The organism is Mycobacterium stomatepiae (genome assembly GCF_010731715.1).
Lineage (GTDB): Bacteria > Actinomycetota > Actinomycetes > Mycobacteriales > Mycobacteriaceae > Mycobacterium > Mycobacterium stomatepiae.
The window spans coordinates 3,675,216-3,701,901 of sequence record NZ_AP022587.1 but is presented as its reverse complement, the minus strand read 5'-3'; the positions used below and the strand labels follow the sequence as shown (position 1 = coordinate 3,701,901).

At 63.5% G+C, this 26,686-nt stretch carries 26 protein-coding genes and 2 pseudogenes; 15 read left to right on the top strand and 13 right to left on the bottom strand.

Annotated features, from left to right (window positions below):
* Positions 1 to 329 precede the first annotated feature (329 nt).
* Genes G6N54_RS17455 through G6N54_RS17445 form a run of 3 tightly spaced genes read left to right on the top strand, consistent with a single transcriptional unit; the run spans position 330 to position 3,486 of the window.
* Positions 330 to 1,142 carry a PPE family protein gene (locus G6N54_RS17455; RefSeq protein ID WP_163791193.1) on the top strand — a complete coding sequence of 271 codons (813 nt, stop codon included), beginning with the start codon at positions 330 to 332 and terminating at the stop codon, positions 1,140 to 1,142.
* A gap of 44 nt (positions 1,143 to 1,186) precedes the next feature.
* On the top strand, positions 1,187 to 2,296 hold the full coding sequence (locus G6N54_RS17450; RefSeq protein WP_163791192.1) for a LuxE/PaaK family acyltransferase: 1,110 nt from the start codon (positions 1,187 to 1,189) through the stop codon (positions 2,294 to 2,296).
* On the top strand, positions 2,293 to 3,486 hold the full coding sequence (locus G6N54_RS17445; RefSeq protein ID WP_163791191.1) for a cysteine desulfurase family protein: 1,194 nt from the start codon (positions 2,293 to 2,295) through the stop codon (positions 3,484 to 3,486). The genes G6N54_RS17450 and G6N54_RS17445 overlap by 4 nt, the downstream gene beginning before the upstream one ends.
* Positions 3,487 to 3,698: 212 nt before the next feature.
* On the opposite strand, the gene G6N54_RS17440 is transcribed toward G6N54_RS17445, so the two are convergent.
* The gene (locus G6N54_RS17440) at positions 3,699 to 4,328 is read right to left on the bottom strand and encodes a hypothetical protein (RefSeq protein WP_163791190.1); all 630 of its coding nucleotides are present in this window, start codon (positions 4,326 to 4,328) and stop codon (positions 3,699 to 3,701) included.
* A gap of 795 nt (positions 4,329 to 5,123) precedes the next feature.
* Between G6N54_RS17440 and G6N54_RS17435 the strand changes: the two genes are divergently transcribed.
* Positions 5,124 to 5,789: a superoxide dismutase gene (locus G6N54_RS17435; protein ID WP_163791189.1), complete on the top strand. Its 666-nt coding sequence runs from the start codon at positions 5,124 to 5,126 to the stop codon at positions 5,787 to 5,789.
* A 214-nt stretch (positions 5,790 to 6,003) separates the two neighbouring features.
* Positions 6,004 to 7,698, top strand: a pseudogene (locus G6N54_RS17430) (heavy metal translocating P-type ATPase); the annotation flags it as partial.
* Here the strand turns inward: G6N54_RS17430 and G6N54_RS17425 are convergent.
* The 4 genes from G6N54_RS17425 to G6N54_RS17410 all read right to left on the bottom strand — a co-directional run bounded on the left by G6N54_RS17425 (position 7,663) and on the right by G6N54_RS17410 (position 11,804).
* Positions 7,663 to 8,712, bottom strand: a complete 1,050-nt coding sequence (locus tag G6N54_RS17425; RefSeq protein WP_163791187.1) for an isocyanide synthase family protein — start codon at positions 8,710 to 8,712, stop codon at positions 7,663 to 7,665. The pseudogene G6N54_RS17430 and the gene G6N54_RS17425 overlap by 36 nt on opposite strands.
* Positions 8,709 to 9,728 (bottom strand): cytochrome P450, encoded by a 1,020-nt coding sequence (locus G6N54_RS17420; protein ID WP_232072864.1) that lies wholly within the window; start codon positions 9,726 to 9,728, stop codon positions 8,709 to 8,711. Before G6N54_RS17420 ends, G6N54_RS17425 begins: the two co-directional genes overlap by 4 nt.
* A 319-nt stretch (positions 9,729 to 10,047) precedes the next feature.
* Positions 10,048 to 10,833 carry an ABC transporter ATP-binding protein gene (locus G6N54_RS17415; protein ID WP_163791185.1) on the bottom strand — a complete coding sequence of 262 codons (786 nt, stop codon included), beginning with the start codon at positions 10,831 to 10,833 and terminating at the stop codon, positions 10,048 to 10,050.
* Positions 10,830 to 11,804 carry a FecCD family ABC transporter permease gene (locus G6N54_RS17410; RefSeq protein WP_163794801.1) on the bottom strand — a complete coding sequence of 325 codons (975 nt, stop codon included), beginning with the start codon at positions 11,802 to 11,804 and terminating at the stop codon, positions 10,830 to 10,832. Before G6N54_RS17410 ends, G6N54_RS17415 begins: the two co-directional genes overlap by 4 nt.
* Between G6N54_RS17410 and G6N54_RS17405 the strand changes: the two genes are divergently transcribed.
* Positions 11,737 to 11,892 (top strand): hypothetical protein, encoded by a 156-nt coding sequence (locus tag G6N54_RS17405; RefSeq protein WP_163787996.1) that lies wholly within the window; start codon positions 11,737 to 11,739, stop codon positions 11,890 to 11,892. The genes G6N54_RS17410 and G6N54_RS17405 overlap by 68 nt on opposite strands.
* Before the next feature lie 7 nt (positions 11,893 to 11,899).
* Here G6N54_RS17405 and G6N54_RS17400 read toward each other — a convergent pair whose 3' ends face one another.
* The 3 genes from G6N54_RS17400 to G6N54_RS17390 form a co-directional block, all read right to left on the bottom strand.
* Complete coding sequence (locus tag G6N54_RS17400; RefSeq protein ID WP_197939538.1) at positions 11,900 to 12,724, bottom strand: ABC transporter substrate-binding protein; 825 nt, start codon at positions 12,722 to 12,724, stop codon at positions 11,900 to 11,902.
* A gap of 212 nt (positions 12,725 to 12,936) precedes the next feature.
* Positions 12,937 to 14,316, bottom strand: a complete 1,380-nt coding sequence (locus G6N54_RS17395; protein ID WP_163791184.1) for an MFS transporter — start codon at positions 14,314 to 14,316, stop codon at positions 12,937 to 12,939.
* 61 nt (positions 14,317 to 14,377) lie between these two features.
* A complete protein-coding gene (locus G6N54_RS17390; protein WP_163791183.1) occupies positions 14,378 to 15,889 on the bottom strand; it encodes a PPE family protein in 1,512 nt (503 codons plus the stop codon).
* Between the two features lie 215 nt (positions 15,890 to 16,104).
* Here G6N54_RS17390 and G6N54_RS17385 point away from each other — a divergent pair, with 215 nt between their 5' ends.
* Complete coding sequence (locus G6N54_RS17385; protein WP_163794799.1) at positions 16,105 to 17,049, top strand: SAM-dependent methyltransferase; 945 nt, start codon at positions 16,105 to 16,107, stop codon at positions 17,047 to 17,049.
* A 10-nt stretch (positions 17,050 to 17,059) separates the two neighbouring features.
* Positions 17,060 to 17,944, top strand: a complete 885-nt coding sequence (locus G6N54_RS17380) for an alpha/beta fold hydrolase (RefSeq protein WP_163791182.1) — start codon at positions 17,060 to 17,062, stop codon at positions 17,942 to 17,944.
* On the opposite strand, the gene G6N54_RS17375 is transcribed toward G6N54_RS17380, so the two are convergent.
* Genes G6N54_RS17375 through G6N54_RS17365 form a run of 3 tightly spaced genes read right to left on the bottom strand, consistent with a single transcriptional unit; the run spans position 17,934 to position 19,859 of the window.
* The gene (locus G6N54_RS17375) at positions 17,934 to 18,977 is read right to left on the bottom strand and encodes a zinc-binding dehydrogenase (RefSeq protein WP_163791181.1); all 1,044 of its coding nucleotides are present in this window, start codon (positions 18,975 to 18,977) and stop codon (positions 17,934 to 17,936) included. The genes G6N54_RS17380 and G6N54_RS17375 overlap by 11 nt on opposite strands.
* 9 nt (positions 18,978 to 18,986) lie before the next feature.
* Positions 18,987 to 19,199, bottom strand: coding sequence for a TOBE domain-containing protein (locus G6N54_RS17370; protein ID WP_163791180.1), 213 nt, complete (start codon positions 19,197 to 19,199; stop codon positions 18,987 to 18,989).
* A gap of 45 nt (positions 19,200 to 19,244) precedes the next feature.
* Positions 19,245 to 19,859, bottom strand: a complete 615-nt coding sequence (locus G6N54_RS17365) for a TetR/AcrR family transcriptional regulator (RefSeq protein ID WP_163791179.1) — start codon at positions 19,857 to 19,859, stop codon at positions 19,245 to 19,247.
* Between the two features lie 126 nt (positions 19,860 to 19,985).
* Here G6N54_RS17365 and G6N54_RS17360 point away from each other — a divergent pair, with 126 nt between their 5' ends.
* Positions 19,986 to 21,320: a cytochrome P450 gene (locus G6N54_RS17360; protein WP_163791178.1), complete on the top strand. Its 1,335-nt coding sequence runs from the start codon at positions 19,986 to 19,988 to the stop codon at positions 21,318 to 21,320.
* Here the strand turns inward: G6N54_RS17360 and msrA are convergent.
* Positions 21,317 to 21,826: a peptide-methionine (S)-S-oxide reductase MsrA gene (gene msrA, locus G6N54_RS17355; protein WP_163791177.1), complete on the bottom strand. Its 510-nt coding sequence runs from the start codon at positions 21,824 to 21,826 to the stop codon at positions 21,317 to 21,319. The genes G6N54_RS17360 and msrA overlap by 4 nt on opposite strands.
* A 128-nt stretch (positions 21,827 to 21,954) precedes the next feature.
* Between msrA and G6N54_RS17350 the strand changes: the two genes are divergently transcribed.
* The 4 genes and pseudogenes from G6N54_RS17350 (at position 21,955) to G6N54_RS17335 (ending at position 24,744) form a co-directional block, all read left to right on the top strand.
* A complete protein-coding gene (locus G6N54_RS17350; protein WP_163791176.1) occupies positions 21,955 to 22,461 on the top strand; it encodes a nuclear transport factor 2 family protein in 507 nt (168 codons plus the stop codon).
* On the top strand, positions 22,458 to 23,471 hold the full coding sequence (locus G6N54_RS17345) for an NAD-dependent epimerase/dehydratase family protein (RefSeq protein ID WP_163791175.1): 1,014 nt from the start codon (positions 22,458 to 22,460) through the stop codon (positions 23,469 to 23,471). The genes G6N54_RS17350 and G6N54_RS17345 overlap by 4 nt, the downstream gene beginning before the upstream one ends.
* A 10-nt stretch (positions 23,472 to 23,481) precedes the next feature.
* Positions 23,482 to 23,991, top strand: a pseudogene (locus tag G6N54_RS31680) (class I SAM-dependent methyltransferase); the annotation flags it as partial.
* Between the two features lie 372 nt (positions 23,992 to 24,363).
* Positions 24,364 to 24,744 (top strand): DUF427 domain-containing protein, encoded by a 381-nt coding sequence (locus G6N54_RS17335; protein ID WP_163794798.1) that lies wholly within the window; start codon positions 24,364 to 24,366, stop codon positions 24,742 to 24,744.
* Between the two features lies 1 nt (position 24,745).
* Here the strand turns inward: G6N54_RS17335 and G6N54_RS17330 are convergent, their stop codons facing one another.
* Entirely contained in the window at positions 24,746 to 25,132 is a 387-nt protein-coding gene (locus G6N54_RS17330; RefSeq protein ID WP_163791174.1) for a nuclear transport factor 2 family protein, read from the bottom strand.
* Positions 25,133 to 25,197: 65 nt separating this feature from the next.
* Here G6N54_RS17330 and G6N54_RS17325 point away from each other — a divergent pair, with 65 nt between their 5' ends.
* Both G6N54_RS17325 and G6N54_RS17320 read left to right on the top strand, forming a co-directional pair.
* A complete protein-coding gene (locus G6N54_RS17325) occupies positions 25,198 to 26,085 on the top strand; it encodes a DNA-3-methyladenine glycosylase family protein (RefSeq protein WP_163791173.1) in 888 nt (295 codons plus the stop codon).
* 44 nt (positions 26,086 to 26,129) lie between these two features.
* On the top strand, positions 26,130 to 26,681 hold the full coding sequence (locus G6N54_RS17320) for a Dps family protein (RefSeq protein WP_163791172.1): 552 nt from the start codon (positions 26,130 to 26,132) through the stop codon (positions 26,679 to 26,681).
* Positions 26,682 to 26,686 lie beyond the last annotated feature (5 nt).

Below are 26,686 nucleotides of genomic sequence, written 5' to 3'. Positions count from 1 at the left end.
ATGACTCTCACAGGGACCCGACCAATCAAAATCTGCGTATATAATGAGACAGAACGTATATGATCAAGGACGGGGAGGCAACCTTGGATCTAGTTCCCGAGCTACGGCCTGGCTTTTGCCAACGGGTGAAAGCAAGCTACTCGCAGTAGACGCGGGTGTGCCAGTGGGTACTTCGACCGCTCGAACCAATCGCGTGGTCCAGGCACAACTGACGTCACCGGATGTGAGGAAGCGTGAAAGGTACTCGGCAAGAATCGCAACATCGGAGTTGCCCGGCCACGTAGCTTGCTGCACTTGTCGCCTAAATCGGTTGACATGAAGGGTATTCGGTGGACCTTGCGGTCCATCGCTATTCGACCCAGCAGTCCAGCGTGTCGCGAGTTTTGATCGTCTCATCAAACATGCAGCTATATAGCGTGTTCGACAGATGTGGCGGCCGGCGGCGATGCCGCTGGTGCTGGCCCATTTCGGCGCGTCGCCGATCGGTCGATGAGGTCGATGACAGCGTTGTCGAGCGTCGCTTGAAGTGGCTTGATGAACGAGGAGAAATGATGGGTGACTGTATTTCGCCGTTGCCGGAAATGAATTCCGCCAGCGGTTTTGCCTCGCCGGCGGCGGAACCGCTGTTTATGGTCGCGGCGGCCTGGGAAGACCTCGCCGCCGACCTTGAAGAGTCGGCTTCGTCGTTCGGCGAGGTGATTTCGATGGCATTGGGGAGCGGATCGGGGTCAGATCCAAACGCCACACCCGTGTCGAGGGCGCTGAGCGCAGCTGCAGAGTCCTATATGCACTGGTTGAACCGGGGTGCGTCTGACGCTCTGCAATCCGCGCAAGATGTGCGCGCCGCGGCGTCGGTGCTTGGATCTGCCGATACCGGAACTCTGCTTCCAGCCGCCATGGCCGCGAATCGACAGATGTTGGCGTCACTGGTGGAAACCAACTTCTTTGGTCAAAACACTGCGGCGATCGCCTGCATCGAAGGGGTCTACGCCGAGATGTGGGCTCAGGATCTGGAGGTTTGGAGCAAGCAGGAAGCCAGCGACCGGTCGACGGCCTCGACACTGAAACCGGCTAGCCCGTTGATGGTCAACCCGCTGATCGCACTCCGCGATTGCGCCTGCTTGGCCACAGATGGGCTATGACGCGGCAGTCATGAACGCAACCGGTGCCGTCTTAGGAGATGTCCGTGGATCTGAACACGATGCTGGGGATGCCGGGCGACGCGCTGCGGGTAACTCGCGCCGAATGGCGACGATCAATCGCCAGGGTGATTCAGGAAGCATTCGCGTTTCACTACCAGAGAAACGAAGGGTATCGCGCGCAATGCGACCTGGTTCGGGTTTGTCCGCGCGACATCGTAGGCGACATCGACTTGCACCGGATCCCACTTCTACCCGCGGTGCTGTTCAAACAGGTTGCCGCACGGGCAGTTTTGACGACGAACCTAGCAGACATCGAAATTGAAGTACGCTCGGCAGGATCCGGTGGAGTTCCATCGGTCTCGCCGCGTGACGCGACGACCGTCACCCGCGCCTCGGTAGGAGTATTCGGTAGCTTTCGCGACTTCTTCGACTTGTCGAACGGGGCCGGGCTTTTCCTGTGCTCGTCGAAACCTGGCGTCGCGGGGGTTCACATGCCCAAAGCGTTCGATTTATTCGCATGCACGCTCGACGATTTCAGCTTCGCCCCGCACAACCGCCCATTTGATATTCGGGACGCGCTGACCCAGTTGCGCAGCTGGGAAGGCGCGAGGAACCGGCATCTCATCGGCACACCGCTAGCGATCAGTCGGCTGATGAAAGTCCTTGAACTGGAGTCGATTCGAATGGACCTCGGGCCGCAGGCGCTAATCATCATGTTCGGCTCCCGGCATCAATACACGCGGTACCTCGGCACCCGCGATGAGTTCAACGACGAGGCGTGGCGCCTGCTAGGAGTCGAGCGCTGCCGAATCCGCGACGTGTACGGGATGGCCGAATCAACGATGGTCGCAATCGAATGTGAGCACCAACGCAAGCATGTTCCGCCGTGGTGCTACGCCTCGATTCGCGACGTTGCCAATCCCGCAATCGAAATCGAGCCCGGGCGCACCGGGGCGATCGCGATTCTGGACGCCTTGAATGCTGCCTCCCCCGGCTTCCTGCTTTCGGATGACGTCGGTGAGGTAGACGAAAGCGATTGCCCATGTGGCCGTAAGGGTCAAACACTAACTGTACGAGGAACTCACGATGTTGCTCAATACGGGCGCGCCGTGGCAAGCCGCAGAATCATCGGCGGTGGGCGGAGGTGGCGATGATGACCGGGTTTGTGCCAACTCCAGCTACCAGCACCGTTGGTGGCGTCTATCTGGACTATGCATCGACCACACCCCTGCATCCGGCGGCGGCACATGCCGTCACCGCCGGCGCCTTGTTGGTCGGGAACCCATCGAGCCGTCACGGCGTTGGTCGCGCTGCCGCGGGAGCGCTGGAAAGCGCGCGGCAATCGGTCGCCAGGCTACTCGGAGTGTGTGCCAGTGAAGTGGTGTTGACGTCCGGCGGCACCGAAGCCAACGCGATAGCACTATGGGCGACCTTCGCGGCGCACCGGTTCGCGGGCCATCTCGTGACGACCGCGATTGAGCACCCGTCTGTCCTCGAGAATGCCCGCGCTCTAGCGGAACTCGGCGTCGAGACAACGGTCGTTAACGCCACCCGATCCGGACACATCGAAGTATCTGCCATCGCTCGTGCTCTGCGGCCCGAGACGGTTCTGGTCTCGGTCATGCATGCAAACAACCACACGGGTGCCATCCAGCCGGTCACCGAGATTGCGGCCTTGGCGGCTCGTAACGGGGTAGCATTCTATTGCGATGCCGTCCAAACTGCGGGAAAGCTCGACCTCGCCGCTCTCGCCGCAAGCGCTCCACTCGTATCCGTGTCCGCACACAAGTTCGGCGGCCCACGTGGCATAGGCGCGCTCGCGGTCGGTTCCGGGCATCGGATGTCGCCATTGATGCGCGGCGGTCCACAGGAAGGCCGGCGGCGCACGGGCACCGAGAACCTTTTGGGGGCAATCGGCATGGCTGCGGCGGCCGATGTGTGCCTGGCCCGCATGTCGCCGGAGGGACGCGCCCATATCCGCGCACGTCGACATCAACTAATTGAGGGGCTGGTCCGCCTGGGCGGCGTTTACCCCAACGCTTCCGGGCCGATACTCGAAGAGATAGTCAGCTTGCGCTTTGACTGGGTGTGCGGCGATGCTCTCGCCGAAGAGCTGGACCTGCGCGGCATTTACGTCTCGGCAGGGTCGGCCGGCGACGCCGAGTCGGGGTCGCACGTGCTCGCGGCGATGGGCCTTAGCACGCAGGATGCTCGATCGACCATCCGCTTCTCACTGGGCCCCGAAGTCTCTCAGGATGACATCGATCGCGTTGTGTCAGAGACTGCGCAAGCCGTGACGCGACTGCGCGGCGTCGCGGGGATCCGGTCTGCGGCGCTGCTGTGAGGTGCTATGGCCGGGTCTTGCTCCGCGTAGCCGGCGACCTCCGTGGGATTGTCACTGGTGTGTGAAGCTGGCCCGGTGCTTCCCCGGCATCGTCGATCCGGAGCAACTGTACTGCGCTCGTTCCGACGTCGGTGCCGATCAGGCGATCGGTCGTCTCGGGTGCCAGCAAACATCCGCGCTGATTTAACGAATTCCAGTGAACCACTGGTTGTTTAAGCATTATCACGAGCTCGTGACCAGTCCGCGGTGCCGAACCGGCGTCCGAAGGTACTCAAGATCTCGTTGAAATCCGCTAGCACCGGTCCGGAAGCACTGCCGTCGGAAGTGTATGTGGTTGGGGCAGAGGTAGTGTGGAAATCACCCGCCATGATCCAGTCTTGAGCCTGGCGAATCTCGTCGTAGCTCTCGCGTAACGGGATGAGCTCTTGCCATACGTCGGTTACGCCACGCTTGATCGCCTCGGCGGGATTCCTTGCGCCATCGAGCCTGGTCGCGACGTGGGCAACATTATCCATCACCTCGTTGAGGTCCCCTGCCAGTCGTTCCAGCTGGCTGTCGCTGTGGTGGGCGACTGACGCGATTACTGTCTCGCAACTGTTGATCAACGAGGTCAGAGCCTCGTACCGAGCGGCCCGATCACAATCGAGTGTGGCGACCCGTTCGATCAACTCGATCCACCTGCTCGTGCTGTAGTTCACCGTGTTCGGCAGCGGCAGCCGCGGAACACGCGCAAGTTCTGTCCGAATCGTCATTGCCGTGGCTCGTAAGCGCACCGCGCGGTCGTATCGAGCCGACATGATTGCTCGTTTGTAGTGTGGGTTCGCGTCGGCGCGCCATAACACGAGCTGGGCGGTGGCGGCGTCCGTCGATGTCGTCATGCAATCCCCATAGCTGTTGCCGTGCTGCTATTTTCGGCATTCTCGTAGCCGTAGTTGTTTGATCACCCAGGGTGTGCTGATCCTTGTCGCCCTTGGTCGTGGGAATGCTTCGGTCGGCACGCATGCCTCCGTCATCGGCACGGGTAACCCATGTTCCCCCGCGCTCTTGGCCCGACCCATGGGCACACTAGATGTATGACTGAAGGTACAATATACATAGGTCACGATGTTTGAAAGGCAGGGTCCGGCGGTCAATATCGCCGAGTTGATCGTCTCTACGGGGGTCAGGTTGCCGCCCACGTGCTGGGCGCTGGTTGCGACCGTAGAGCAAGGCTCGGCGCCGGCTTCGGCGCAGATATATGATTAGCATTTCATATATGTTAAAGTATTGGATGTGGATTGATCCATACGTAGGTCGGCCCAGGCTCTTGGGTCGACTTCAGGGGGCGCGGGAGGCGACCAGGGTGAGGCCTATCAGTGTGAGTCTTGCTGCACTGCTGGCGATCTCGTCGTTAGTGATCGACCTATTTGCGGCAGCTGCTGATAGATCGCCGCACGTCGACGGTGGCTTCGTGGCCGGTGCGTTGTGATGGCCATGAATTTGTCCGCAAATTGTGCGGCTTTGGCCCCAGCCCGTCCTCGCATCCTCGTGCCACGGTCGGCCGGCAGGATTTCGGTATCCAAATAAAATAGTTCGGTCTACCAAACTTTCTGAGCTAGAGTCGGTTGCAAAAATTTGAGCTAACGAGAGGTAACAGTATGCCGGGGTATCGATTGCCGGACCTGACCTACGACTATGCGGCGCTGGAACCTGCTCTCAGCAGGCGGATCATGGAACTCCATCACGGCGCGCACCATGCGGCCTATGTGAAAGGTGCGAACGCAACTGCCGACCAACTCGCCGAAGTTCGGGCCAACGGCGACCCCGATGCGTTGCCCGGATTGGAACGCACTCTGGCATTCTTTCTCGCCGGGCATGGCTTGCATTCGATCTTCTGGCGAAATCTATCACCAGAAGGTGGCGGGGAGCCGGACGGCGAGTTGGCTGCGGCGATCGACGAATTCTTCGGCGGGTTCGACGAGTTCCGCGCGCAGATGACTGGCGTTACAGCGACTGTTCAGGAATCGGGCTGGGGCGCGCTCGCCTGGGATCCGATCCGGCGCCGTCTCGTGATACACCAAATCAACGACCATCACTTCAACCTGACCATAACCTGCACGCCACTGCTGGTCTTCGACGCTTGGGAGCACGCGTTTTATCTGCAGTACCGCAACGGAAGAGCCGAGTACATCGAACAGTTGTGGTCACTGGTGGACTGGACCGATGTCAGTGCCCGCTTCGAGGCGGCCCAGGCCGGCCGGTCTGCCGGGCTGGTGGATTGTGCTCTGACGAGTGACTGGCCAGGGCGGGAAGTGCTTACGTGAGTGACGAACACCTGTTGCTCAACCCAAAGTCAACCCATAATGCTGATCTGTCCCAGATCGCAGATCATGTCTAAATCTTAGGCTACGGGATGGCTCAGGGATTGCGTCGCGCAGCGCCTGCCTGACGTGTCATCTGTATCACCAGGAGATGAAAGTAACTGTGGCAACGGCAAATAGCCTCATTCAGGCCGAGCCGTACAGGCCCGTTGGTACTCGGGACACCACCGATGCCGCAGCGGCTTGTGCACGGTATCTGTTGGCCCGCTTGGCCGTTGCCGCGGTGCTCTTCGTGCCCCTGGCTGCCCTGTTCGTGATGTTCGTCGCAGAGCCTCACGCACGGTTTTCCGGTTGGCAGTGGATGCTAGCCGCGCTCACTCTGCCCATCGTGACCTGGGCGGCATGGCCAATCCACCGGATCGCGATACGCAACCTGCGCAGACGCAGTAGCTCGATGGAGACATCCGCTTCAGTAGGCATCACCGCCGCCACGATCCTCGCGTTCTACAACGCTTTCGGTGATCGGCGTCCCGTCGAGGCCAGGGGAATATGGCAGGCATTGCTGGGAAGTGAGGGCATCTACTTCGGGGTTGCCGCAGGTGTCACCGTCGTCGTGCTGGTCCAAAAATTTCTTGAGGCGCGTGCGAAGTCGAAGTTGAGCGGGGCCCTGCGGACCCTTGCGGCCCAGCGCATCAACGACGTGACCGTCGTCGGACCCGGCGGGTCAGAAACAAGCATCTCTGCGGCCGAACTAAAAGAGCGGCAACGCTTTTTAGTACGCGCCGGACAGACGATCGCCGCGGATGGTCTCGTGGTCGACGGTTCGGCCACCGTGGACATGCGCGCGTCCACCGGCAACGCCGACCCCAAACGTGTCGATCCCGGTACACACGTCAACAGCGGCACTGTGGTGATCGATGGCAGGCTGATTGTCGAAGCAGTGGCGGTAAGCAAGGATTCGGAATCCGCCGACATAGTCCGCATGATCGAATATGTGGGGACGCAGAAATCCAATGCACAGCGAATCGCCGAGCGCATCGCATCGGTCTTCGTTCCGTTTGTCCTAACCGTCGCAGTGCTGACCGCCGTCGAATCGCTACTCGCGGGAAGCGAGCTCACCCGGGCATTCTCGGCTGCTCTTGCTGTGCTCGTCGTGACGTGCCCGTGTGCGTTGGGGTTGGCGAGCCCGACTGCCATGATGCTCGCCACGAGCCGGGGAGCGCAGCTCGGAGTCTTTTTCAAGAGCTATCAATCGGTGGAAGCGGCCCGCGCCGTGGATACCGTGGTCTTCGTCGAAGCCGACGGTGAACCGGCTGAGCTGAAGGTCCACGACCGTCACATCCGAACCGTTCTGGTAACCGCGGGGACGGTCGAGCCCAGAGCGGAGGCCGGGGCGCATACCGGATTCGATGAGGTGTTTGTCGACGTATCGCCCGAAGGTAAGGAAGACGTGATTACGCGGCTGCACGATCGCGGATGTGTGGTCGCCGTCCTGGGCGACAGCGTCAGTGACGTGTCCGCACTGGTTCGCGCCGATCTCGGCATGGCCATCGGGAGCGGCGCTGATGTCGCGATCGCTGCCGCCGACATCATCCTGTTTCGCGACGACGAAGACGGCGTGCGTCTCACCCTCGACTTGGCGACTGCGACGATGCGGACCGTCCGGCGCAACATCGTTTGGTCCTTGGGGTACAACGTTATCGCGATTCCGATTGCCGTCGCCGGATTCCTCAATCCCGTGGCCGCGGCTGCGGTAATGGCAGCTTCGGCATTGTTTGTAGTCTTCAACAGCTTGCGGCTGCGTAACTTCGGGAACGCAAACCGCAGCGCGAATCGTCGCTTACTCGGCCGTTTGGCCGAGCCATGGGTTGAATTGCTAACCATTATCCGATGGATGAGCAGGCGGCGGTGACATCGCGCCCGGCTCAGCGGTCGACGGTCTCACGCGGTAATGCCAGATCCGGCCATGGCGCATCTCTGGAATACCCTGCGCGCGAGCCGAATCGTGCCTTACCAAACGCGGGCGGTCGTCCTGGTCGTAAAGGACAACCGCATGCCATGGCGTGGTCCAGCCGCTGTCGCACTCCGCGGACGGAATGAGGCTCACGCCGAACTTGTCTGCACCCAGTGGCTGCGGGTGGATCGACAGTCGAACCGCACGCGGCATCCGGCTGTGGATGATTGCTCCCCATGCCTTGGACCGCGCCAACACGCGGTAGGCGCGCCGTCTTGCTTCGCGCTGTTGCTGGGAAGAGGTCGCGGTGCTCTCTCCGGCATCTTCGCGCAGGAATCGCGACATTCCCCGGATGACCCGCGCAACTTCATGTTCGGTCCGGGCTTGGCGGCGAAGGCCTTCAATAGAGCCCATCCATCCCCGCTCGAGACGCGCGCGTTTGGTGTCGATCTCGTCGGTGCCCCACATGTCCTCCAGATCGAATGTTTCTAGGCTACCGAGGGATTCGTTCCGCATCATTCTTCTGAGATCGTCTTTGTAGCGGGCGACTGTGCCGTCGGCGACACCGATGACGTCGGCGAATACGTGACCGTCCGAGCAGATCGTCAGTCGGGCACCGGGAGCATAAACACCTGCGACTTCATCACATAGACGTTGCAGCGTCCTTAGCGCCAACCGCTCACCTTCGTCGGGCAGTGCTCCAGCCACCTTGTTCGGATTCGGCGACTTGCAGGGAAATGCGGGTAACGCGAACTCGATGGGCTCGTCCCCGAGGAGGAAATCAAGAATCCGTATCCATTGAGGCCGCAGCCCGACCCATGGCGGGACCGCGCGTGAATCGGACCCGTGCTCAGCGAGGTCTTCACCAGCGAACACGCGCCGATACCTGAGGAGGATCTCAATAATGGAATCGGCTAATGCGGCGGCCTTCGCGGTACTGGACTGGTATTCGGCCAGACTCGCAGCAGTCACGGGCGGCCCAGCTTCCGCGAATAAGTAGCTGGCAGCGAGCTAACGGCTCGGGTCAACGGCGCGGTCGACCAGTGCAGCTCATCACGACGCGCGGAGAGCGCAACGTCGGGCAATCGAGTCAGCAACGCGTGCAGTGCTTCACACAGTTCAAGGCGGGCGAGTGCTGCGCCTGGGCAGGCGTGCGGACCGAAGCCAAACGCCAAATGCGGATTTGGCTCTCGGTCGATATCGATGTCGTCGGGAGCCGGAAAAACCCGAGGATCCCGGTTGGCTGCCCCGAGCGACACGATGACCGAGTCACCAGCGGGGACGGCCGTTCCGAACAGATCTGTAGCTGTGTCGAGGAAGCGCCAGGTGGTCAGTGAAAATGCGCTGTCGTGGCGCAGAAGTTCCTCGACCGCGCGCTGCAGATCCGTGGGCCGGGTCTGCAGCCGCTCAACGAGTTCCGGGACTTCGAACAGATCCAGCAGGCACAGTTGCAATTGCGCGGACACCGGATCTTGGCCGGCGACGAGTAGTTGGAAGATCATCGAATCGCGTTCTTGCGTGGTGATCTCACCGGTGTCGGCAGCACTCACGACATTTCTTAGGATGCTTTCGTCGTCGCCGCAGTCTCGAGTGATCGCGACGACCTCGGCGATGTAGTCCTGCAGTTCCTGCAGCCGCCTCGCGTAAACTGCTCGATCCGGGTGCTGCGGCCCGACCGGCGCGACGACCGAGCCCCACGCTCGATCGAACTTATCGCGCAACTGCGGCGGCAAACCGATCGCGCGCGCCACCGCCAGGAGCGCCAGGGGTGCGGTCAAAGCCGATACCAGATCCACTGTCGCCGGCCCCGACACCGGGTCAGGGAATTGATCGATGAGATCGTCTATGTAGGAACGTATCTCGGTGCGCAGCAATTCGGTACGCCGGGACGACAGGGGGCCGGCGACCAAGCGGCGCATACATTGATGGCGCTCGCCATCGACATGGAGAAGATGGACCTGAAGCTCAGAATGCTGCGGTTCCGGCATGATCGACGCATTCGCGAGAAAATAGGGATTTGCCCTGGTGTGCTCCTTTCCCAGCCGGGGGTCTGTGCAAGCTCGACGGGCCGCGTCGTGCCCGGTGATGAGCCAGGCATGCACCGCGGGAAATTGAACCGGATGCACTGATCCGGAGTTGGTGAGATCACGAAACAACCGGTAGGGGTCCTGGTGATAGCTACCGCCGTCCAGCCGAACGCGTGCCACGGCTGGGTCGGGAGCTCCGCAAAGCTCTTCGTGTAGTGGACTCGTCCCCGATGACATTCGTGGGCGCCTTTCCGTCGCTTTTCTTCAATTTGCTTATTTATCAGACTGGTTCGAGGTGACGCCGTCGACGAAGGAGTAACCGGGTCCGGCCGGTGACGTCGTCGCGTATCAACGAGCCGTCCACTCCGAAGACATCCCGAAGGGTCTCCGGGCTAAACGCGTGTTCGACGGTGCCGACGCTATGGACGCGTCCCTGATGAAGAACAACAACCTTTGCCGCATACTGGGCGGCCAGATCAAGGCTGTGCAGCGCCGCAATGACGCTAACGTCAAGTGCCGAACAAAGTTCGAGCACGTCGATTTGATGCTGTGGATCCAGGTGATTGGTCGGCTCGTCGAGCACCAGAATCTGTGGTTGCTGGGCAAGTGCGCGAGCGAAGAGGACGCGCTGGCGTTCACCACCGGAAAGCGTTGAGACGGCACGATCCGCCAGTGTGTGGCACCGGCATCGACGCAAACAATGTTCGATGATCTGTTCATCACGTGAGCTGAGCCGACCGAATGCTCCAAGGTGTGGAGAACGCCCTAAGCCGACGGCTTCGCGGACGGTGAAGTCGTATCCGCCATGATGCTCTTGTCCAAGCACGCCAATATTGCGCGCAATGTATTTATGCCCCAGCGCGTTCCACGCGTCGACGCCGTCAAGGAGAATCCGTCCCGAACATGGTCGCAGGGCGCGATACACAGTCTTGAGGAGTGTGGATTTTCCGCTGCCATTGGGCCCGACCACGGCTACGAATTCGCCTGGATCGACCGTGAACTGAGCATCAACGATCGCCGGGCGGTGCGGATAGCCCGCCGCGATGTTGTCGATCGCCAATTTCACGCCAGACCCACCGTGCCAGTCCGGTTGCGGCCCAAAATGCCCACGAACACCGGCACTCCGATCGCCGCCGTCAGGATGCCGATTGGCAGCTCGCTCGGAGCTAACACGATTCGCGCTGCCGTATCAGACCACACCATGAGCAATGCCCCGAGCAGGGTGGTGGCTGGAATCGAGCGGCGATGGTCGGCGCCGACCAACAGTCGGGCAAGGTTGGGTATGACCAGTCCGACAAAGCCGATCGTTCCTGAAACCGCGACCGCGGTTCCGGTCAGCACGGTGATGACACCGAGTAACACCAGACGTGCCAGGTGCGTGTTGAGTCCAAGTGCCGCGGCGGCATCGTCACCGAGTACCAGCAGATTCAATCTCCTGCTCAGCATCACCGAGGCGATGCAGACGGCGGCTACCACCGCGGCGCACAGGATCGCCAACGGCCAGCGTGCGCCTGCGATGCTCCCGAGCAGCCAGAACAACACCTGCTGTTGGGCATCCGACCGCCGCGTGTGTAGCAGCAGAAATGAGGCCAGCGCCATAAGAAACTGACCGACGGCGCATCCGGTCATCACCAGCTTTCCGGGCACCAGTTGGCTCGAGGACCTGGATAAGCAGAAGACCAGCAGCGCGGTGAGCACCGCCCCGGCGACGGCCGCACACGGGACGGCGAGCATGCCGACACCCAATGCACCCGTGGTGGTGACGACCAGTATTGCGCCCACGCTCGATCCCGACGAGAGCCCGAAGATGAAGGGGTCGCCCAAGGGATTACGGATCAGGGCTTGGCTTAGCAGACCGGCCAACGCTAGGCCCGCCCCTACCGCGACAGCCTCCAGCACCCGGGGAGCGCGCAACTGCCAGATGATGAAATCATCTGGCACCCAACGGGTTCGACCTCCGCAGAGATGCGTGGCCAGCACGCGTGCCACGGTGGCCGGCGAAATCCAGATCGTGCCCACGCCAATCGAAACCACCATCGATGCCACCGTCGCCGCCAACATCAGCGACGTCAGCGCCCAAGGCGGCACTCTCGCCCACGCGGCTGGTGCGCGGTCCTCACCATGATGTGTTTTCACGCCGGGGGTTCCCGCAGCACCCGGGCCACGCGCGCCACGGCCTCACCGTTGAGCACGCTGGGTGACAGCGTAATGCTCTGCGGCACAGCAACCAGCCGCGCCTTGCGCACGGCGGTCGTGGCGGCCAGGACGGGGCTTTCGCGGATCGAGGCCATCAGTTCCTCGTCGCTGGTCGGTGCGAAGCCGGTCAGGACGACGATGGCCTGGGGGTCGCGTGTGACTATCGCTTCGGAACTGATACTGACGAAATCCATGTCGATGTCGTCGGCGATGTTGCGACCGCCGGCCAACGCGATCACACCGTTGGCCAAACTCCGTGCGCCTTGGGTCAAAATGGGCTGCCCCGCGATGGGCGCGGCTGACAGAACAAGAACACGTACGGGGTCGGCGTCGGGCGCCGGCCGGATGCGGTCGAGCTCGCGACGGATGCGTTCGTTGAGCTCGTTGCCGCGCCAGGTGACGTTGAGAAGCTCGGCCGCCTCGTCGATGAATGTTGTGGTGGCCGATAGATCGGTGACCGGCCCCGAATCTGAGGAGCTCTGGCAAGCCACGATCACCTGTGCCCCGGCTTCGTGGAGCTGCCGCACCGTGGGAGTGCCGTCGAAGCCGCCGAAGCTGTATAGCGACACCCCCACGACGAGGTCGGGTTTCGCGTTGATTACCGATTCGGCGGAGCCGCGCTGTGCGTCGATCACCGGGATGCGGGTCAGTTGACTTCTTTGCGGTTCGGCGAATGCGTCGAAGAAGTCCGGACTGGCCGTGCCGACGATGCGATCACCCACACCCAGCTCGGTGAGGATGGCCGCAGCTCCGCCGTCCATCGTCACAATTCGTCGCGGAGGTACTGAAAACGACGGCGCTACAGGGCACGGCGGTGCCTGCGGATGTACACGAGTCGATTCCGACGTGTTCGAACCGGCCGCATCGCGCACGCCGTTCGACGAGCACGACGACAGGACGCACGCCAGAACCATTACCCCCGCGGCGAGCCGTGCTGTCAATTGAATTCGCTTGCCAGAATGATTGATTGACATCAACAACACGGCCCGCCGGTGGCTCGCGTGCTCCGGTGTCGCGACGCCCCGAGCGCGACGCTGCCCGCGAAGGCGGTGGTACCCGCCAGCAACACGGGTGCCATTGGAGCAGACCAGTGCATCGCCCCCACCGCGCAGGCCGGACCTGCCGCGAACCCGAGGTTGCGGGCCAGCTGACTGGTGCCGCTGAGGATCGCACGTTCGGTCATCGTCTGAGCCCGGCCGAACAGCATCGCTTGGGTCGGAGCCCCGTACAGCCCCATGCCCATACCCGCCAACGCGAGTCGCCAACCGGTCTGGCCCGGCGTCCAGGCGGCCGGCATAGCAAGGAAGAGCAGAGCGGCGATTCCCACGATTACACCGCCCGCGCACGCCACCGTGCCGGCGGACAGCCTGTCCGCAAGGCGTCCGCCGATAACGCCGGAAACAGCCATCGTCAGCGGAAATACCATCAGTGCCGTACCCGTGCCGACGGCGCCCATGTGATTGGTGGCGTCTTGCATGGTTACCGAAACGGTGTAGGTCAATACGGCAAACCCCAAAGCCAACAAGGCAATCGCCGCGTGGATGGACCTCGTCTCGGTGTGCTGCAGCACCTCACTTTGACTTCTCCCAAAAGCCCTCAGCCACAACATCATCAGCGCCATACCCGCCACAGTGGCCAGCACCGCTGACCACCCGTCCGCGAGACCGCCAATCGCAAGCAACAGCAAGGTGATTGCCCCAGCACTGATCACCGCACCTGTGCCTTCCCGACGCCAGGAGAACGTCGCGCCGGCCGGGTGGCCGGCGCTCGGCAGACGGGTTGAAGCGGACGCAAAGAGTGCAAGCGCGAATACGCATATGGGAACATGCAGTAGGAAGACGGCGCGGTAGTCGAAATGGGCCGTCAGTAGCCCGGCGGCGGCCGCGCCGACGGCGGCGCCGAGCGGGCCGCTGACAACGGGCACGCTCATTGCACGACCCAAATACGCCGGCGGTGCAGCGGTTGCAGCGAGTAAGGGCATCTGGACCAACAATGCCGAGGCGAACACCCCCTGGGCGACTCGAGCCGCGACCAACCAGGGCATCGAATCGGCGACCGCGCAGATCGCTCCGGACACGGTGAACAAAATGATGGTGGTAGGCACCGCGATTCGCATGCTGACCGATGTGAATAGCGATCCAAAGAACAGCAGCAGCGCCGCCACTGGGATCTGGTAGCCCAACAGTACAAGCGCGGCCACCGCAGCCGAGGTGTCGAAGGCTTTCATCACCGAGGGGACGACGACGGTCGCCACGTTACCGTCGGCCATGGCCACGAAGGACATCGCTCCGGCGACGGCCACCATGAGCCAGTTAACGCCCTCGAGTTCCGTTTCGATCCGCGATTCTCGCATGCTGCGCAAATTTCCCCTCCTCATTGAAACACGTTCGGAAGCACTGGATTAGCAGCGGCGATTACGCGTCGTCGACGCCCCAGGTCCGGGGTAGCAACGGCATGGTTTGGTCTTCGTCGGCGCGGGTGGACTCGTAGATCAACCCACGGGGTTCACGTCTTACGCGGGTGGCACCCGAGTCACCCAGTGAGCCGGATCCCGTTGCGGACGCCCATGATTCGCGATGCCTCGATAGCCCCTCGTCGGCCTCGCACTCCAGGTACTCATACCGGTGTGCGTGATCGGGGATTTTGGTCTTTGTTCGCGAGCGCTCTTTGGACGTTCCAGCAGCGCAGTTGGCAGACTGTGCGGCGCTGCTGGGTACGGCGGACGCCATCGCGTTGGTGGCCGCGGGGCCCAGCCAACCGCCAGGATCTGGACTGCCGGCGGCCGCATAAAGCGGCAGCGCGTGGGGTGACGGCGGTGGCGCTGACGGTGCCGTGGTTGCAGGGTGGACCGGACTCGGCTGAGGAGGTGGAGGGGTCCCGGGAGACCCCGCGAAAGCGGGCGCGGTGATCACCGGTGGCAGCGGGTTGACAGCGGGCGGGTTAGGGACGGCCTGGACCGGCGCGGCAGCAGGAGCTGCCTGGATGCCCGGGGGGGTAGCGCCGTGGGCTCCCAGCCCCCCAAGGCCCGCGGCGGCGAGGAGAGCCCCGGGGGCTACCAGTGGGAGCAAATAGGATGCGGCCAGTATCAGTAACTGACTCGCATGCACGAGAGCCATCGAGGCATAGGCGAGGACGAGGAAGAAGTTCCCGATGCTCGGATGCAGGAACAAGTTCGGGATCAGCTGGAAGAGCAGAGTCTTCAAAGTGCTCAAGAGCGCGTTCAAGATCTGCTCAGGAGTAAAGCTCGAGGGATCCAGTAGCCATTTTATGAGGAACTCGAACTGCTGCAGCAGGGTTTGGAAGAGCCACACGATCTGGTTCCAGAAGCCATCCGGCGGCGTCGGGGGCCCCATGTTATCGCCCATGCCGGACGAAGCCGGATCGTCCATGGCGAGAATGCGAGGTGCTGGCGTCACGACCGGTACCGAGGCCAACGCCAGGGCAGATGCGGCTTGGTAAACAGACATCGTTTGCGCAGCTTGGATCCACATTCGGGCATAGTCTGCTTCGTTGACAGCAATCGGGATCGTGTTGATGCCAAAGAAATTGGTGCCGACCAACGTGGCGTGTAGGGCGTGGTTGGCAGCCAATTCCGGCAGGGTCGGCATTGCGGAGGCCGCGACGAGGTAATCGGCCGCTGCCGTGTCGTGTGCCGCGGCGGTCGCGGCACTATCGGCGGCGGTCTGCTCGAGCCACGCCAGGTAGGGGCCGTGGGCCCAGAGGTAGCGGTCGCCGGTCGGACCCTGCCATGAGGTCGTGTATGTCGTGGCAAGCAGGCTACTCAACTCGGTCGCGGCCTGGGCGTATTGATCGCTCAGCTGTTGCCACTGCGCCGCTGCCGCAAGCAACGGTCCCGGACCCGGGCCGGTGTCCAGCAGGCTCGAATGCACCTCCGGCGGAAAAGCCATCCATATGGGCGATGTCACACTGCGTGCCTCCTCGCGCGATGGCCTACGGCCTCGCCTGAGCTAACTATATATAATCTAACTAATCACATAACCTCGGTGCGATGAGGTCACTGACGTTCCAGTGAGTAGTCGGTGCGGCAGATGGAAAAGTTCCCAACATACGCGGTAACTTAGCCAGGCCCCATTAATTCTAGGCCTTTTCAGGAATAGAATGCGTGGTACTGTGCGCAGGCATGCGCACTGATGGAGACACTTGGGATATCACAACCGGCGTAGGTGCAACGGCACTTTTCGTCGCTGCTGCCCGCACCCTGGAGGCCCGCAAACTCGAGCCGCTCGCTGTTGACGAGTACGCGGAGCTCTTCTGTCGCGCCGCAGGAGGTGAATGGGCGCAGCTCGCCGACGGGGCCGCGCCTCTTCACAAGCTGCGCAGCAATGACTTCGGCCGGCACTTCGTGAACTATCAAGGCGTGCGGACAAGGTATTTCGACGACTTCTGTGTCGCCGCGATCGCGGCCGGGGTGCACCAAGTCGTGATTCCGGCTGCCGGCCTGGATTCTCGCGCCTACCGTCTGGCGTGGAACCCTGACACCGTAGTGTTCGAGCTGGACCAACCACTAGTGCACGCGTTCAAACGAAGAGTCTTGACGTCGACTGGGTCGGTTGCGCGGGCCATCCGGCGTGAGGTCGCGGTTGACCTGCGTAACGACTGGGCTAAGCCGTTGCACGTCAATGGTTTTGACGCCGCGCAGCCTACAGCATGGCTAGTCGAGGGGCTGTCGATGTATCTGGGCGGTGATGCTCAACGGCAACTCTTCGACGCCATCGCCGCTTTGTCCGCACCCGGTAGCATGCTCGCGATTGAGCAGATGGCAGTTCTGCCAGATGTGGTGCTGGACAGATTGTTCGACGACGCGACCGAACGCGACGACGATGGAGAGTTGAGGTTCCTGTCGCTGATCTACACCCAGCGACGCGATGAGGCCGCCACATGGTTTCGTTGCCACGGCTGGCACGTCGAACGCACCGAGCTGCTGGACCTGTTGAACGTCCATGACCGGCCAACGCCAAAGATAGGCCGACATGCCTGGTTCACGTTCAATGCACTGAGTCTCGTCACCGCCGTGAGAGCAGATAGCTCGTTGCGCACGGTTCCTCAAATGGAATCCTTGCATTAGCTTTTGCAACATGGTCACTATGCCCGTGCTGGACGGCGTCCAACACCGATACGTAGAACTCGGCGACGGTGTGACAATCCACTTCGCCGACGCGGGTCCGGCCGACGGGCCGGCCGTCATGCTGGTGCACGGATTTCCGGAAAACTGGTGGGAGTGGCACGAGCTGATCGGGCCGCTCGCCGCCGACGGGTACCGGGTGTTGTGTCCGGACCTGCGTGGCGCCGGCTGGAGTTCGGCGCCCCCCTCGCGCTATCTGAAGTCCGAGCTGGCCGAGGATCTCGCCGGCGTGCTGGAGAAGTTGGGCGTTGAGAAGGTGAAGCTCGTCGCCCACGACTGGGGCGGGCCCGCCGCGTTCATCATGATGCTGAACCACCCGGAGAAGGTGACCGGATTCTTCGGCGTGAACACTGTCGCGCCGTGGGTGAAGATCAATCTGGCTGCCGTCCGCGACCTCTGGCGATTCTGGTATCAGATTCCAATGTTGTTGCCCGTCATCGGGCCCCGGGTGATCAGCGATCCGAACTCGCGATATCTGCGAATGCTGGGTTCGTGGGTCGGCGGCGGATTCTCGTTGCCCGAGGACAGCGTCCGGCTGTACAGCGACTGCATGAACGAGCCCGGACATGCCGAGGCCGGTTCGCGGTGGTATCGCAGCTTCCAGACCACGGAGATGCGCGCCTGGATGCGCGGCGAGTACAACGACCGTCGTGTCGAGGTACCTGTCCGCTGGCTCAGCGGTACCGACGACCCGGTGGTCACGCCCCGACTATTGGACGGATACGCCGACCGGATCAGCGATTTCAGGGTCGAGCTGGTCGACAACGTCGGGCACTGGATCGTCGCACAGCGTCCCGAGCTGGTGCTGGATCGACTGCGAAAATTCCTTAAGGCTTGACCAGGATCCGGATCGGATTGCCGTCCGCGCGCTCGAGCATCTCGATGCCCGTCTCGATGTCTTCGAGCGCCACGACCCTGCTGATCGAACGTGAAAGATCAAGGCGCCCAGCAGAAACCAGCTTCGCCAAGGTTTCGATGTCGACGTTCTGGTAGCCGAGGTGGCCGAGCACCTGCTTGTGGGCCAACCCGAACATGGCGGTGGGCCCGATGGTCGGTGATTCCGCGCTCATGCCCACGCTGATCAGCCGGCCGCCGGGCCGCAGGCAGTCGAGAGCCTGCTCGAAGGTCACCTTCAATCCGACGGCGTCGAAGGCGACGTCGAGTTTGCGTCCGCCGTTGGCTTCGGCGATCTTGTCGCGCAGATCGTCGTCGCGGGTGTCGAACGCGTAGTCAGCGCCGAGCTCGACGGCCCGGTCCCGCACGGCCGGACTGATGTCGAGTGCGATCACCGGTACGGCCCCGACCAACCGCGCGAGCTGCACGATATGGGTCCCGACCCCGCCCACGCCCCAGACGCCGACCGCCTCGCCGACCGCGACTCTGCCCGTCCGCACGACCGCGCCGTACGGCGTCGACACCGCGTCGGCCAGGATTGCCGCCTGCTCCAGCGAGACGTTCTGCGGCACACGCGTCAGGCCGGCTGCCTGGGCCACCGTGTATTCGGCCCAGGCACCGTCGTAGGCGAAGGCCATCAACTGAATCCGAAGGCAGTTGGCGGTGTCGCCGCGACGGCAATTCGCGCATCTCTGGCACGGTCGGCCGGCCGCGACCACCACCCGGTCGCCCTCGGCCCAGTCCGTGACCTCTGGACCCAATTTCGCGATCGTGCCCGAGGCCTCGTGGCCCTGGGTCACCACCGGCACCTGGGCGGGGAAGGTCCCGTTGATCAGGCTCAGATCCGAGTGGCAGATCCCGCAGAACGCCACCTTGACCAGAACTTCGCCCGGACCTGGTTCCGGAATCGGGACATCTTCCAGGACAACCGTTTTGGTATCGGCGTAGAAGCGCTCGGCGCGCATCGTCGACGTCATGCCGTGGTGCTACTCGACGCCGATCGTGACTTCGGTCGACTTGATGAACACCGTCGCGGGCTGACCGACCTTAAGGCCGAGATCGACTGCTGCGTCCTTGGTGACCGAGGACGTGACGATTTGATCGCCGCCGTCGAGCTTGATCTTCACGACCGCCATCACGGTCCCGAGGTCAACCTCGGTGATGGTCCCTTTGAGCTGGTTTCGAGTGGATAGCCGCATCGCAGTCCTTACATGTCTAGGGGTGCGATGAGCCTAACCCGGCGTCTAATAGCGGGGCCCGAGCAGTGCGATGCTCGCGTCGACGGCCGGTTCGACGATCTCGCGGACCGGCTTTCCGTCTTCGACGGCAAGCGCGGTCAATTCGCGCAGCCCGCCCAGCAAGATCACGGACAGCGGCGGGGTCAGCGGCGGCAGGTCGGCACGCTGGAACCCGGGACTGTCGCTGAGGTCGATCAGCAAGTCGGACAGCAGCTGTATGCCGCGGCGCTGAACCGGGCGGCCGACGGGCCCCAGCGAGGGGAGCTCACGAATCCAGCTCAACGTAATGGCCGGTCGCGCTTCGATGTGCGCGACGTAGGCCTCGACGGCCTGACGGATCTGCCGGTGCCAGTCGGTCTCGGGATCGACGGCCGCGGCGATGCTCTCGCCGAGCTTCTCGATATCGGCGGCCAATAGCTCGAGGAAGCACTCTTCCTTGCTGGCGAATTGGTCGTAGAACGTGCGCTTGGACGTGCGCGCGTGGCGCACGACGTCGGCGACGGTGCTGGCGCGGTAGCCCCGCTCGGTTATCGAGGTGGCCAAGCCGTCGAGCAATCGGAGCCGAAAGGGATCTTGTACAACCGCGACATCAACCGCTGTCGCTGTCGTCGCGGATGGCATCGTCGACGGCCCTTTCGGTCCATACACCCTTGTCAGGTTCGGTACTACAGAGTACCGTACATGGAAAGCTCTGTGGTACACCGCGGTACCAACCTATCCAGGGTAGATGTTTGGGAGCATGACGACATGAGCGAAGTAGTCACCGCCGCAGCGCCGGCCTCCGTCGTTCGGCTGCCGCCGACGGCGCGCATCCCAAAGCTGCTACAGGGCTTTGGTTTTGCGATGTCGCGGCGATCGATGATGCAGCGCCTCTCGCGCCGCTACGGCAACGTCTTCGCGCTGAAGCTGCCGATGTGGGGCCACGTCGTCATGGTCAGCGACCCGCAGCTGGCCAAGCAGATCTTCACCACCAGCCCCGACGAGCTCGGGAACATTCAGCCGAATCTGAGCAGGCTGTTCGGGTACGGCTCGGTGTTCGGACTCGAGGGCGACGACCACCGTTGCCGCCGACGATTGCTGGCCCCGCCGTTCCACGGCAAGAGCATCAAGAACTACGAATCCATCATCGAGGAAGAGACGCTGCGCGAGAGCGCCGGTTGGCCGCAGGACGAGTCGTTCGCGACGCTGGCGCCGATGATGCGGATCACGTTGAACGCGATCCTGCGCGCGGTGTTCGGGGCCGATGGCGCCGAGCTCGACGAGCTGCGCCGACTCATACCGCCGTGGGTCACGCTCGGCTCACGCCTGGCGGCGCTGCCGAAGCCGAAGCGGGACTATGGCCGGTTCAGCCCGTGGCACCGGCTGGACGAGTGGCGGCGCCAGTACGACAACGTTATCGAGAAGCTGATCGCCGCCGAGCGGGCGGACCCGAACTTCACCGACCGGGCCGATGTGCTCGCGCTGCTGCTGCGCAGTACCTATGAAGACGGTTCGGCCATGTCGTACAAGGAGATCGGGGACGAGCTCCTCGCGCTGCTGGCCGCGGGTCACGAGACCACCGCGTCAACGCTGGCGTGGGCATTCGAGCGGATCAGCCGGCACCCGCAGCTGCTGGCTCAGCTCGTCGAGGAGGCCGACGGGACCGGCGAAGGCGATGGCGAGCTGCGCCAGGCGACGATCCTGGAGGTCCAACGGGCCAGGACGGTAATCGATTTCGCCGGCCGCCACGTCTACCCGGAGACCTATCGGCTGGGCGAGTGGGTGATTCCGCGCGGGTATTCGATCATCGTCGGAATCGCGCAGATCCACGACAATCCCGACGTATTCGCCGATCCCGGTCGTTTCGACCCGCAGCGCTTCATCGCAAACAAACCGTCGGCGTTGTCCTGGATTCCGTTCGGCGGGGGGACTCGCCGGTGTGTGGGTGCGGCGTTCGCCAACATGGAGATGGACGTGGTGCTTCGAACGGTGTTGCGCCACTTCACCATTGAAACGACGAATGCCCCGGACGAGCCCTGGCACTCCCGTGGGGTCGCGTTCACGCCGAAGCGCGGCGGCCGGGTCGTGCTGCGGCGGCGCTAAGCGGAAGCGCGCCGCGGCAGCTTCCAGCCGGGACGGATGAAGTGGCAGGTGTACCCGCTGGGGAAGCGCTCCAGGTAGTCCTGGTGCTCGGGCTCGGCTTCCCAGAAGTCGCCGGCGGGACTGACCTCGGTCACGACCTTGCCGGGCCATAGCCCCGACGCCTCGACGTCGGCGATCGTGTCCAGCGCGATCTGCTTCTGCTCGTCGTCGACGTAGAAGATCGCCGATCGGTAGCTCTTGCCGCGGTCGTTGCCCTGCCGGTCCTTGGTGGTCGGGTCGTGGATCTGGAAGAAGAACTCCAGCAGCGTGCGGTAGTCGGTGACGCTGGGGTCGAAGACGATCTCGACCGCCTCGGCGTGGGTGCCGTGGTTGCGGTACGTCGCGTTGGGCACGTCACCGCCGCTGTACCCGACCAGGCTCGAGATCACGCCCGGCTGCTTGCGGATCAAGTCCTGCACGCCCCAGAAGCAGCCGCCGGCGAGGATCGCCTTTTGCGTGTTCGTCATGTCATCGCCTCGTTTCGCTCGGACCGAATGGTCGCAATCTCCCTCCGATTATCCTGATGTTCGCCACGGGGTACACCCGCGAAGCGAAGCCCTCGACAAACCGCGGTAGAACGTGTTCTAGTTTTGGCGTGAGCAGCCCGCAATTCTCCCGCAGCGAACTCGCCGACGCGTTCGCGCAATTCGAGGCGACCGTCGACGCCGCGGCGCGATCGCACGACTGGGACGCCTGGGTCCAGCACTACACTCCCGACGTCTTGTACATCGAACACGCGGCGGGCACGTGGCACGGTCGCGACGAGGTGCGTACGTGGATCAGCCGCACAATGGGCAGTTTTCCGGGCAGCCACATGGTCGCGTTTCCGTCACTGTGGTCGGTCATCGACGAGCCGACCGGTCGCATCATCATGGAGCTGGACAACCCGATGAAGGACCCCGGTGACGGGACCGTCATCGGCGAGACGAACATCTCGATCATCACCTACGCGGGCGACGGTCTGTGGCGTCAGCAGGAAGACATCTACAACCCGCTGCGCTTCGTTCAGGCCACGCTGAAGTGGTGCCGCAAGGCCCAGGAACTCGGCACTCTCGACGAGGACGGCGCGCGCTTCCTGGAGCAGTACGGCGCCGCCAAGTGACCGCCAAGCCCAAACTCGTCATCGGCGCCAACGGTTTTCTGGGCTCGCATGTGACCCGCCAGCTCGCCGGCGATGGTGCGCAGGTGCGAGTGATGGTGCGCGAGGGCGCGAACACCCGCTCCATCGACGACCTCGACGTGACCCGCTTTCAGGGCGACGTCTTCGACACCGCCACCGTCCGCGAGGCGATGGACGGCGTCGACGACGTCTACTACTGCGTCGTCGACACCCGCGCGTGGCTGCGTGACCCGGCGCCGCTGTTTCACACCAACGTCGAGGGGGTGCGCAACGTCCTCGACGTGGCCGTCAACCAACCCCTGCGCCGGTTCGTTTTCACCAGCACTTACGCGACCGTGGGCCGACGGCACGGTCACGTCGCGACCGAAGACGATGTGATCGCCTCGCGTGGGCTGACGCCCTACGTGCAGTCCCGGGTGCAGGCCGAGAACTTGGTAATGCGCTACGTCGCCGACGCCGGGTTGCCCGCGGTGGCGATGTGCGTTTCCACCACCTATGGCGATGGGGACTGGGGCGGCACCCCGCATGGCGCCTTCATCGCGGGCGCGGTCTTCGGCAAGCTGCCCTTCCTGATGAACGGCATTGCGCTGGAGGTCGTCGGCGTCGACGACGCGGCCCGGGCGATGATTTTGGCCGCCGAGCACGGCCGCATCGGGGAGCGCTACCTGGTCTCCGAGAAGATGATGGCGCTCAACGATTCGATCCGGATCGCGGCCGACGAGGCCGGCGTTGCGCCGCCGCAACGCGCGATCTCCGTCCCGATGCTCTACGCCCTGGCCGCCGCGGGCACGCTGAAGGCCAAGCTCACCGGTACGGACGCCCAACTCAGCCTTGCATCGGTGCGGATGATGCGCGCCGAAGCGCCGGTGGACAGCAGCAAGGCGAAACGGGAGCTGGGCTGGGAGCCGCGTCCGGTCGAGGAATCGATCCGCGAGGCCGCCCGGTTCTGGGCCGCGATGCGCTCCCCTCGGACGGCGGCGCAGCCCGAATAGGCTCGGCCTCATGGACCGGATTCGCGTCGATCTGAGCGGGCCACCGCAGACGATGCTGGCCACGCTGTACGCCAAGGCATTGGACGCGGACGCGCCCAATTCGATCCTGCGCGATCGCTACGCCAAGGCAGCTGTGGATCGCATCGAATACGACTGGGCGGCAACGACCATCGATGCGCGGCGCGCCCCGTCGGTTGCCATTCGCAGCGCGCACTTCGACAACTGGGCTCGCCAGTTTCTGGCCGTGCACGACGAAGCCGCCGTGCTGCATGTGGGCTGCGGCCTGGACGCCCGGGTGTACCGGCTGGGCCCGGGCCCGGGCGTGCGGTGGTACGACGTCGACTACCCCGACGTGATCGGCCTGCGGGACCAGGTCTACCCGCAACGGGCCAACTACCGGATGCTGGCGGCCTCGGTGACCGATCCGGCGTGGCTGGACGAAATCCCCGCCGACCGTCCGGTGCTGTTCCTCGGCGAGGGTCTGACCATGTACCTGACCAAGGACGACGGGCTGGCGCTGCTCCGTCGCGTCGTCGATCGATTCGAATCGGGCGAACTGCAATTCGACGCGTTCAACACGTTCGGCATTCGCACGCAGGCGATCAATGCCGTCGTCCGGCGCTCCGGTTCGACGCTGCACTGGGGCATCGACGGGCCCAGCGACATCGTCGAGGCCGTTTCTGGGGTTCGCGTCCTGGCCTGGGAATCGGTCTTCGACAGCGCTACGTTCGAGCTGGTTTCCCCGTATGTGCGCTGGATAGGCAGGGCGATGGCGGCGGTTCCGGCGTTGCGCTACATGTCGCAATACCATCGCTACGCGTTCGGTCCGGTCGAAGCGGGGAAGTCCTGCGCGCCTGACGGTGTTGCACCGGTACGTCTGAGGAGGAACAGCATGGCCCACAAGGAAATCTTGGAACCCAACGCCGGGCACCCGATCACCATCAGCCCGACCAAGGGGCGTGTCCAGGTTCGCGTCAACGGCGAGCTCATCGCGGACACCACCGCGGCGCTCGAACTGAAGGAAGCCACTATCCCTGGGGTCCAATATATTCCGCTGGACGACGTGGTCCAGGAGCGATTGACCCGCACCGAGACCGTCAGTTACTGCCCGTTCAAAGGTGACGCGAGCTATTACGCGGTCACCACTTCGGCGGGTGACACCGTCGAGGACGTGATCTGGACCTACGAGCAGCCGTACCCCGCGGTGGCCGAGATCGGCGGGCACGTGGCGTTCTACCCCAACAAGGCCGACATCAGCGTCAGCGCTGAATAAGTCATCCGCCCAGCAGTTTGGGGTAGGACCGGGTGTCGCTGTACTCGCGCATCGAGGCGATGCAGCCCTCGCGAGTTTCGAAGATGCACACGAATGGGGTGTCGTACTGCTCGCCGTCGGTGCTGGTGCCGGTGGCGTACGCCTCGACGACCACGGTGTCTCCCTCGTTGATGCACCGCAGCAAATCGATCGTGAGCTCGACGGACTGCTTGCGCCGGTCGGTTGCGCGCCGTAGCGCTTCCTTGTCGCAGGACTCGCGGGTGAACAGGCTCCAGTAGCTGAAGTCTTCGGTGAGCAATGCGAAACCTTCATCGAGGTCGCCGCCTTCGCTCAGACTCTGGAGGAACATCCAGGCCAGCTCGGCATTGGGAGCGTCGAACGGCGTCATCACATCGCAATAGTGTCTTGGCAGGTAGTGGGCGGTCAATCAGGAGTGGAAATCCGGAGTCGGCGGTGACGAGCACGCGCACGGTGACATTTCCCGGGGTGGTCAGCTTCGGGCACACCCTGGCGCCACTTCGCCGCGGGCCCCGGGACCCCTGCTGTCGCCTCGCCGTAGACGGCAGTATCTGGCGAACCAGCCTGTTGCCCAGCGGGCCCGTCACAGCGCGCATCAGCCGCGCGGGCGCCGATGCGGCGCACTGCGAGGCCTGGGGCCAGGGCGCGGAGGAATTCCTGGAGCGGCTACCCGCATTGCTGGGCGCCGACGACGACGCCTCGGACTTCGTCCCGACGCACCCGACGGTTGCGCAGGCGCATGCGCGCGTCCCGCACCTGCGGCTGGGCCGTACCGGTCAGGTGCTGGAAGCCCTGATCCCAGCCGTGATCGAGCAGCGGGTGCCGGGCGCCGACGCGTTCTCCTCGTGGCGGGTGCTGGTGTCCAAGTACGGCACGCCGGCGCCCGGGCCGGCGCCGGTCGGCATGCGGGTGCTGCCGTCGGCCGACGTATGGCGAACCATTCCGTCGTGGGAATTCCATCGCGCCAATGTCGATCCGCGGCGGGCCCGGACCGTCGTGACGTGTGCGCGCCGGGCCGACGCGCTGGAGCGGCTGTCGGCACGGCCGGCGGCGCAGAGACGCGAAGCGCTGACGTCACTGCCGGGAGGCGGGGAGTGGACGGCCGCCGAGACCTTACAGCGTGCGTTCGGCGACTACCACATCCCGAAGATGATCGGCTGGACGCTGGTGGGCCACCCGATCGACGACGCGGCGATGCTCGAACTGCTGGAGCCGATGCGACCGCACCGCCACCGAGTGGTCTGCGTGCTCTATGCCAGCGGATTGGCCCTCGAGCCGCGCTGGGGCGCGCGACTGCCAGTCCAGCAAATCCGCGCGCTCTGACCGGCCGGTGTTTTCGAGGCGGACCTTCGGGTACCCGTCGCAACATGACTCAGTTCACTATCCCCGGATTGACCGACAAGCAGGGTACGCGGCTGGCCGAACTGCTGCAAAAGCAATTGAGCACCTACAACGACCTGCACCTGACGCTGAAGCACATTCACTGGAATGTGGTGGGCCCCAACTTTATTGGCGTGCACGAGATGATCGATCCCCAGGTGGACGCGGTTCGCGCGTTCGCTGACGATGTCGCCGAACGCATTGCGGCCCTTGGTGCTTCGCCGGAGGGCACCCCGGGTGCCATCATTCGGGACCGCTCGTGGGACGACTATTCGGTCGGCCGGGACACCGTCCAGGCGCACCTGGCCGCGCTTGACTTGGTCTACAACGGCGTCATCGAGGACATTCGCCAAGCCATCGATGAGACAGACGAACTCGACCAGGTGACCCAGGACCTGTTGATCGGTCAAGCCGGCCCGCTGGAGAAGTTCCAGTGGTTTGTTCGTGCGCATCTCGAGAGCGCGGGTGGAAAGCTGAGCCATGCAGGCTCGACGACCGAGAAGGGCGCCGCGAAAACCGCACGCGCCAAGTCCAAGTAGCTACT

Coding starts and splice junctions, on each gene's coding strand:
- G6N54_RS17380 (WP_163791182.1), top strand. CDS start 17,060: ATGGTCACTATGCCCGTGCTGGACGGCGTCCAACACCGATACGTAGAA.
- G6N54_RS17375 (WP_163791181.1), bottom strand. CDS start 18,977: ATGACGTCGACGATGCGCGCCGAGCGCTTCTACGCCGATACCAAAACG.
- G6N54_RS17330 (WP_163791174.1), bottom strand. CDS start 25,132: ATGACGCCGTTCGACGCTCCCAATGCCGAGCTGGCCTGGATGTTCCTC.
- G6N54_RS17335 (WP_163794798.1), top strand. CDS start 24,364: ATGGCCCACAAGGAAATCTTGGAACCCAACGCCGGGCACCCGATCACC.
- G6N54_RS17400 (WP_197939538.1), bottom strand. CDS start 12,724: ATGGACGGCGGAGCTGCGGCCATCCTCACCGAGCTGGGTGTGGGTGAT.
- G6N54_RS17410 (WP_163794801.1), bottom strand. CDS start 11,804: ATGGTGGTTTCGATTGGCGTGGGCACGATCTGGATTTCGCCGGCCACC.
- G6N54_RS17365 (WP_163791179.1), bottom strand. CDS start 19,859: ATGCCATCCGCGACGACAGCGACAGCGGTTGATGTCGCGGTTGTACAA.
- G6N54_RS17395 (WP_163791184.1), bottom strand. CDS start 14,316: ATGCGAGAATCGCGGATCGAAACGGAACTCGAGGGCGTTAACTGGCTC.
- G6N54_RS17320 (WP_163791172.1), top strand. CDS start 26,130: ATGACTCAGTTCACTATCCCCGGATTGACCGACAAGCAGGGTACGCGG.
- G6N54_RS17360 (WP_163791178.1), top strand. CDS start 19,986: ATGAGCGAAGTAGTCACCGCCGCAGCGCCGGCCTCCGTCGTTCGGCTG.
- G6N54_RS17420 (WP_232072864.1), bottom strand. CDS start 9,728: ATGCCGGAACCGCAGCATTCTGAGCTTCAGGTCCATCTTCTCCATGTC.
- msrA (WP_163791177.1), bottom strand. CDS start 21,826: ATGACGAACACGCAAAAGGCGATCCTCGCCGGCGGCTGCTTCTGGGGC.
- G6N54_RS17385 (WP_163794799.1), top strand. CDS start 16,105: ATGCGCACTGATGGAGACACTTGGGATATCACAACCGGCGTAGGTGCA.
- G6N54_RS17370 (WP_163791180.1), bottom strand. CDS start 19,199: ATGCGGCTATCCACTCGAAACCAGCTCAAAGGGACCATCACCGAGGTT.
- G6N54_RS17435 (WP_163791189.1), top strand. CDS start 5,124: ATGCCGGGGTATCGATTGCCGGACCTGACCTACGACTATGCGGCGCTG.
- G6N54_RS17445 (WP_163791191.1), top strand. CDS start 2,293: ATGATGACCGGGTTTGTGCCAACTCCAGCTACCAGCACCGTTGGTGGC.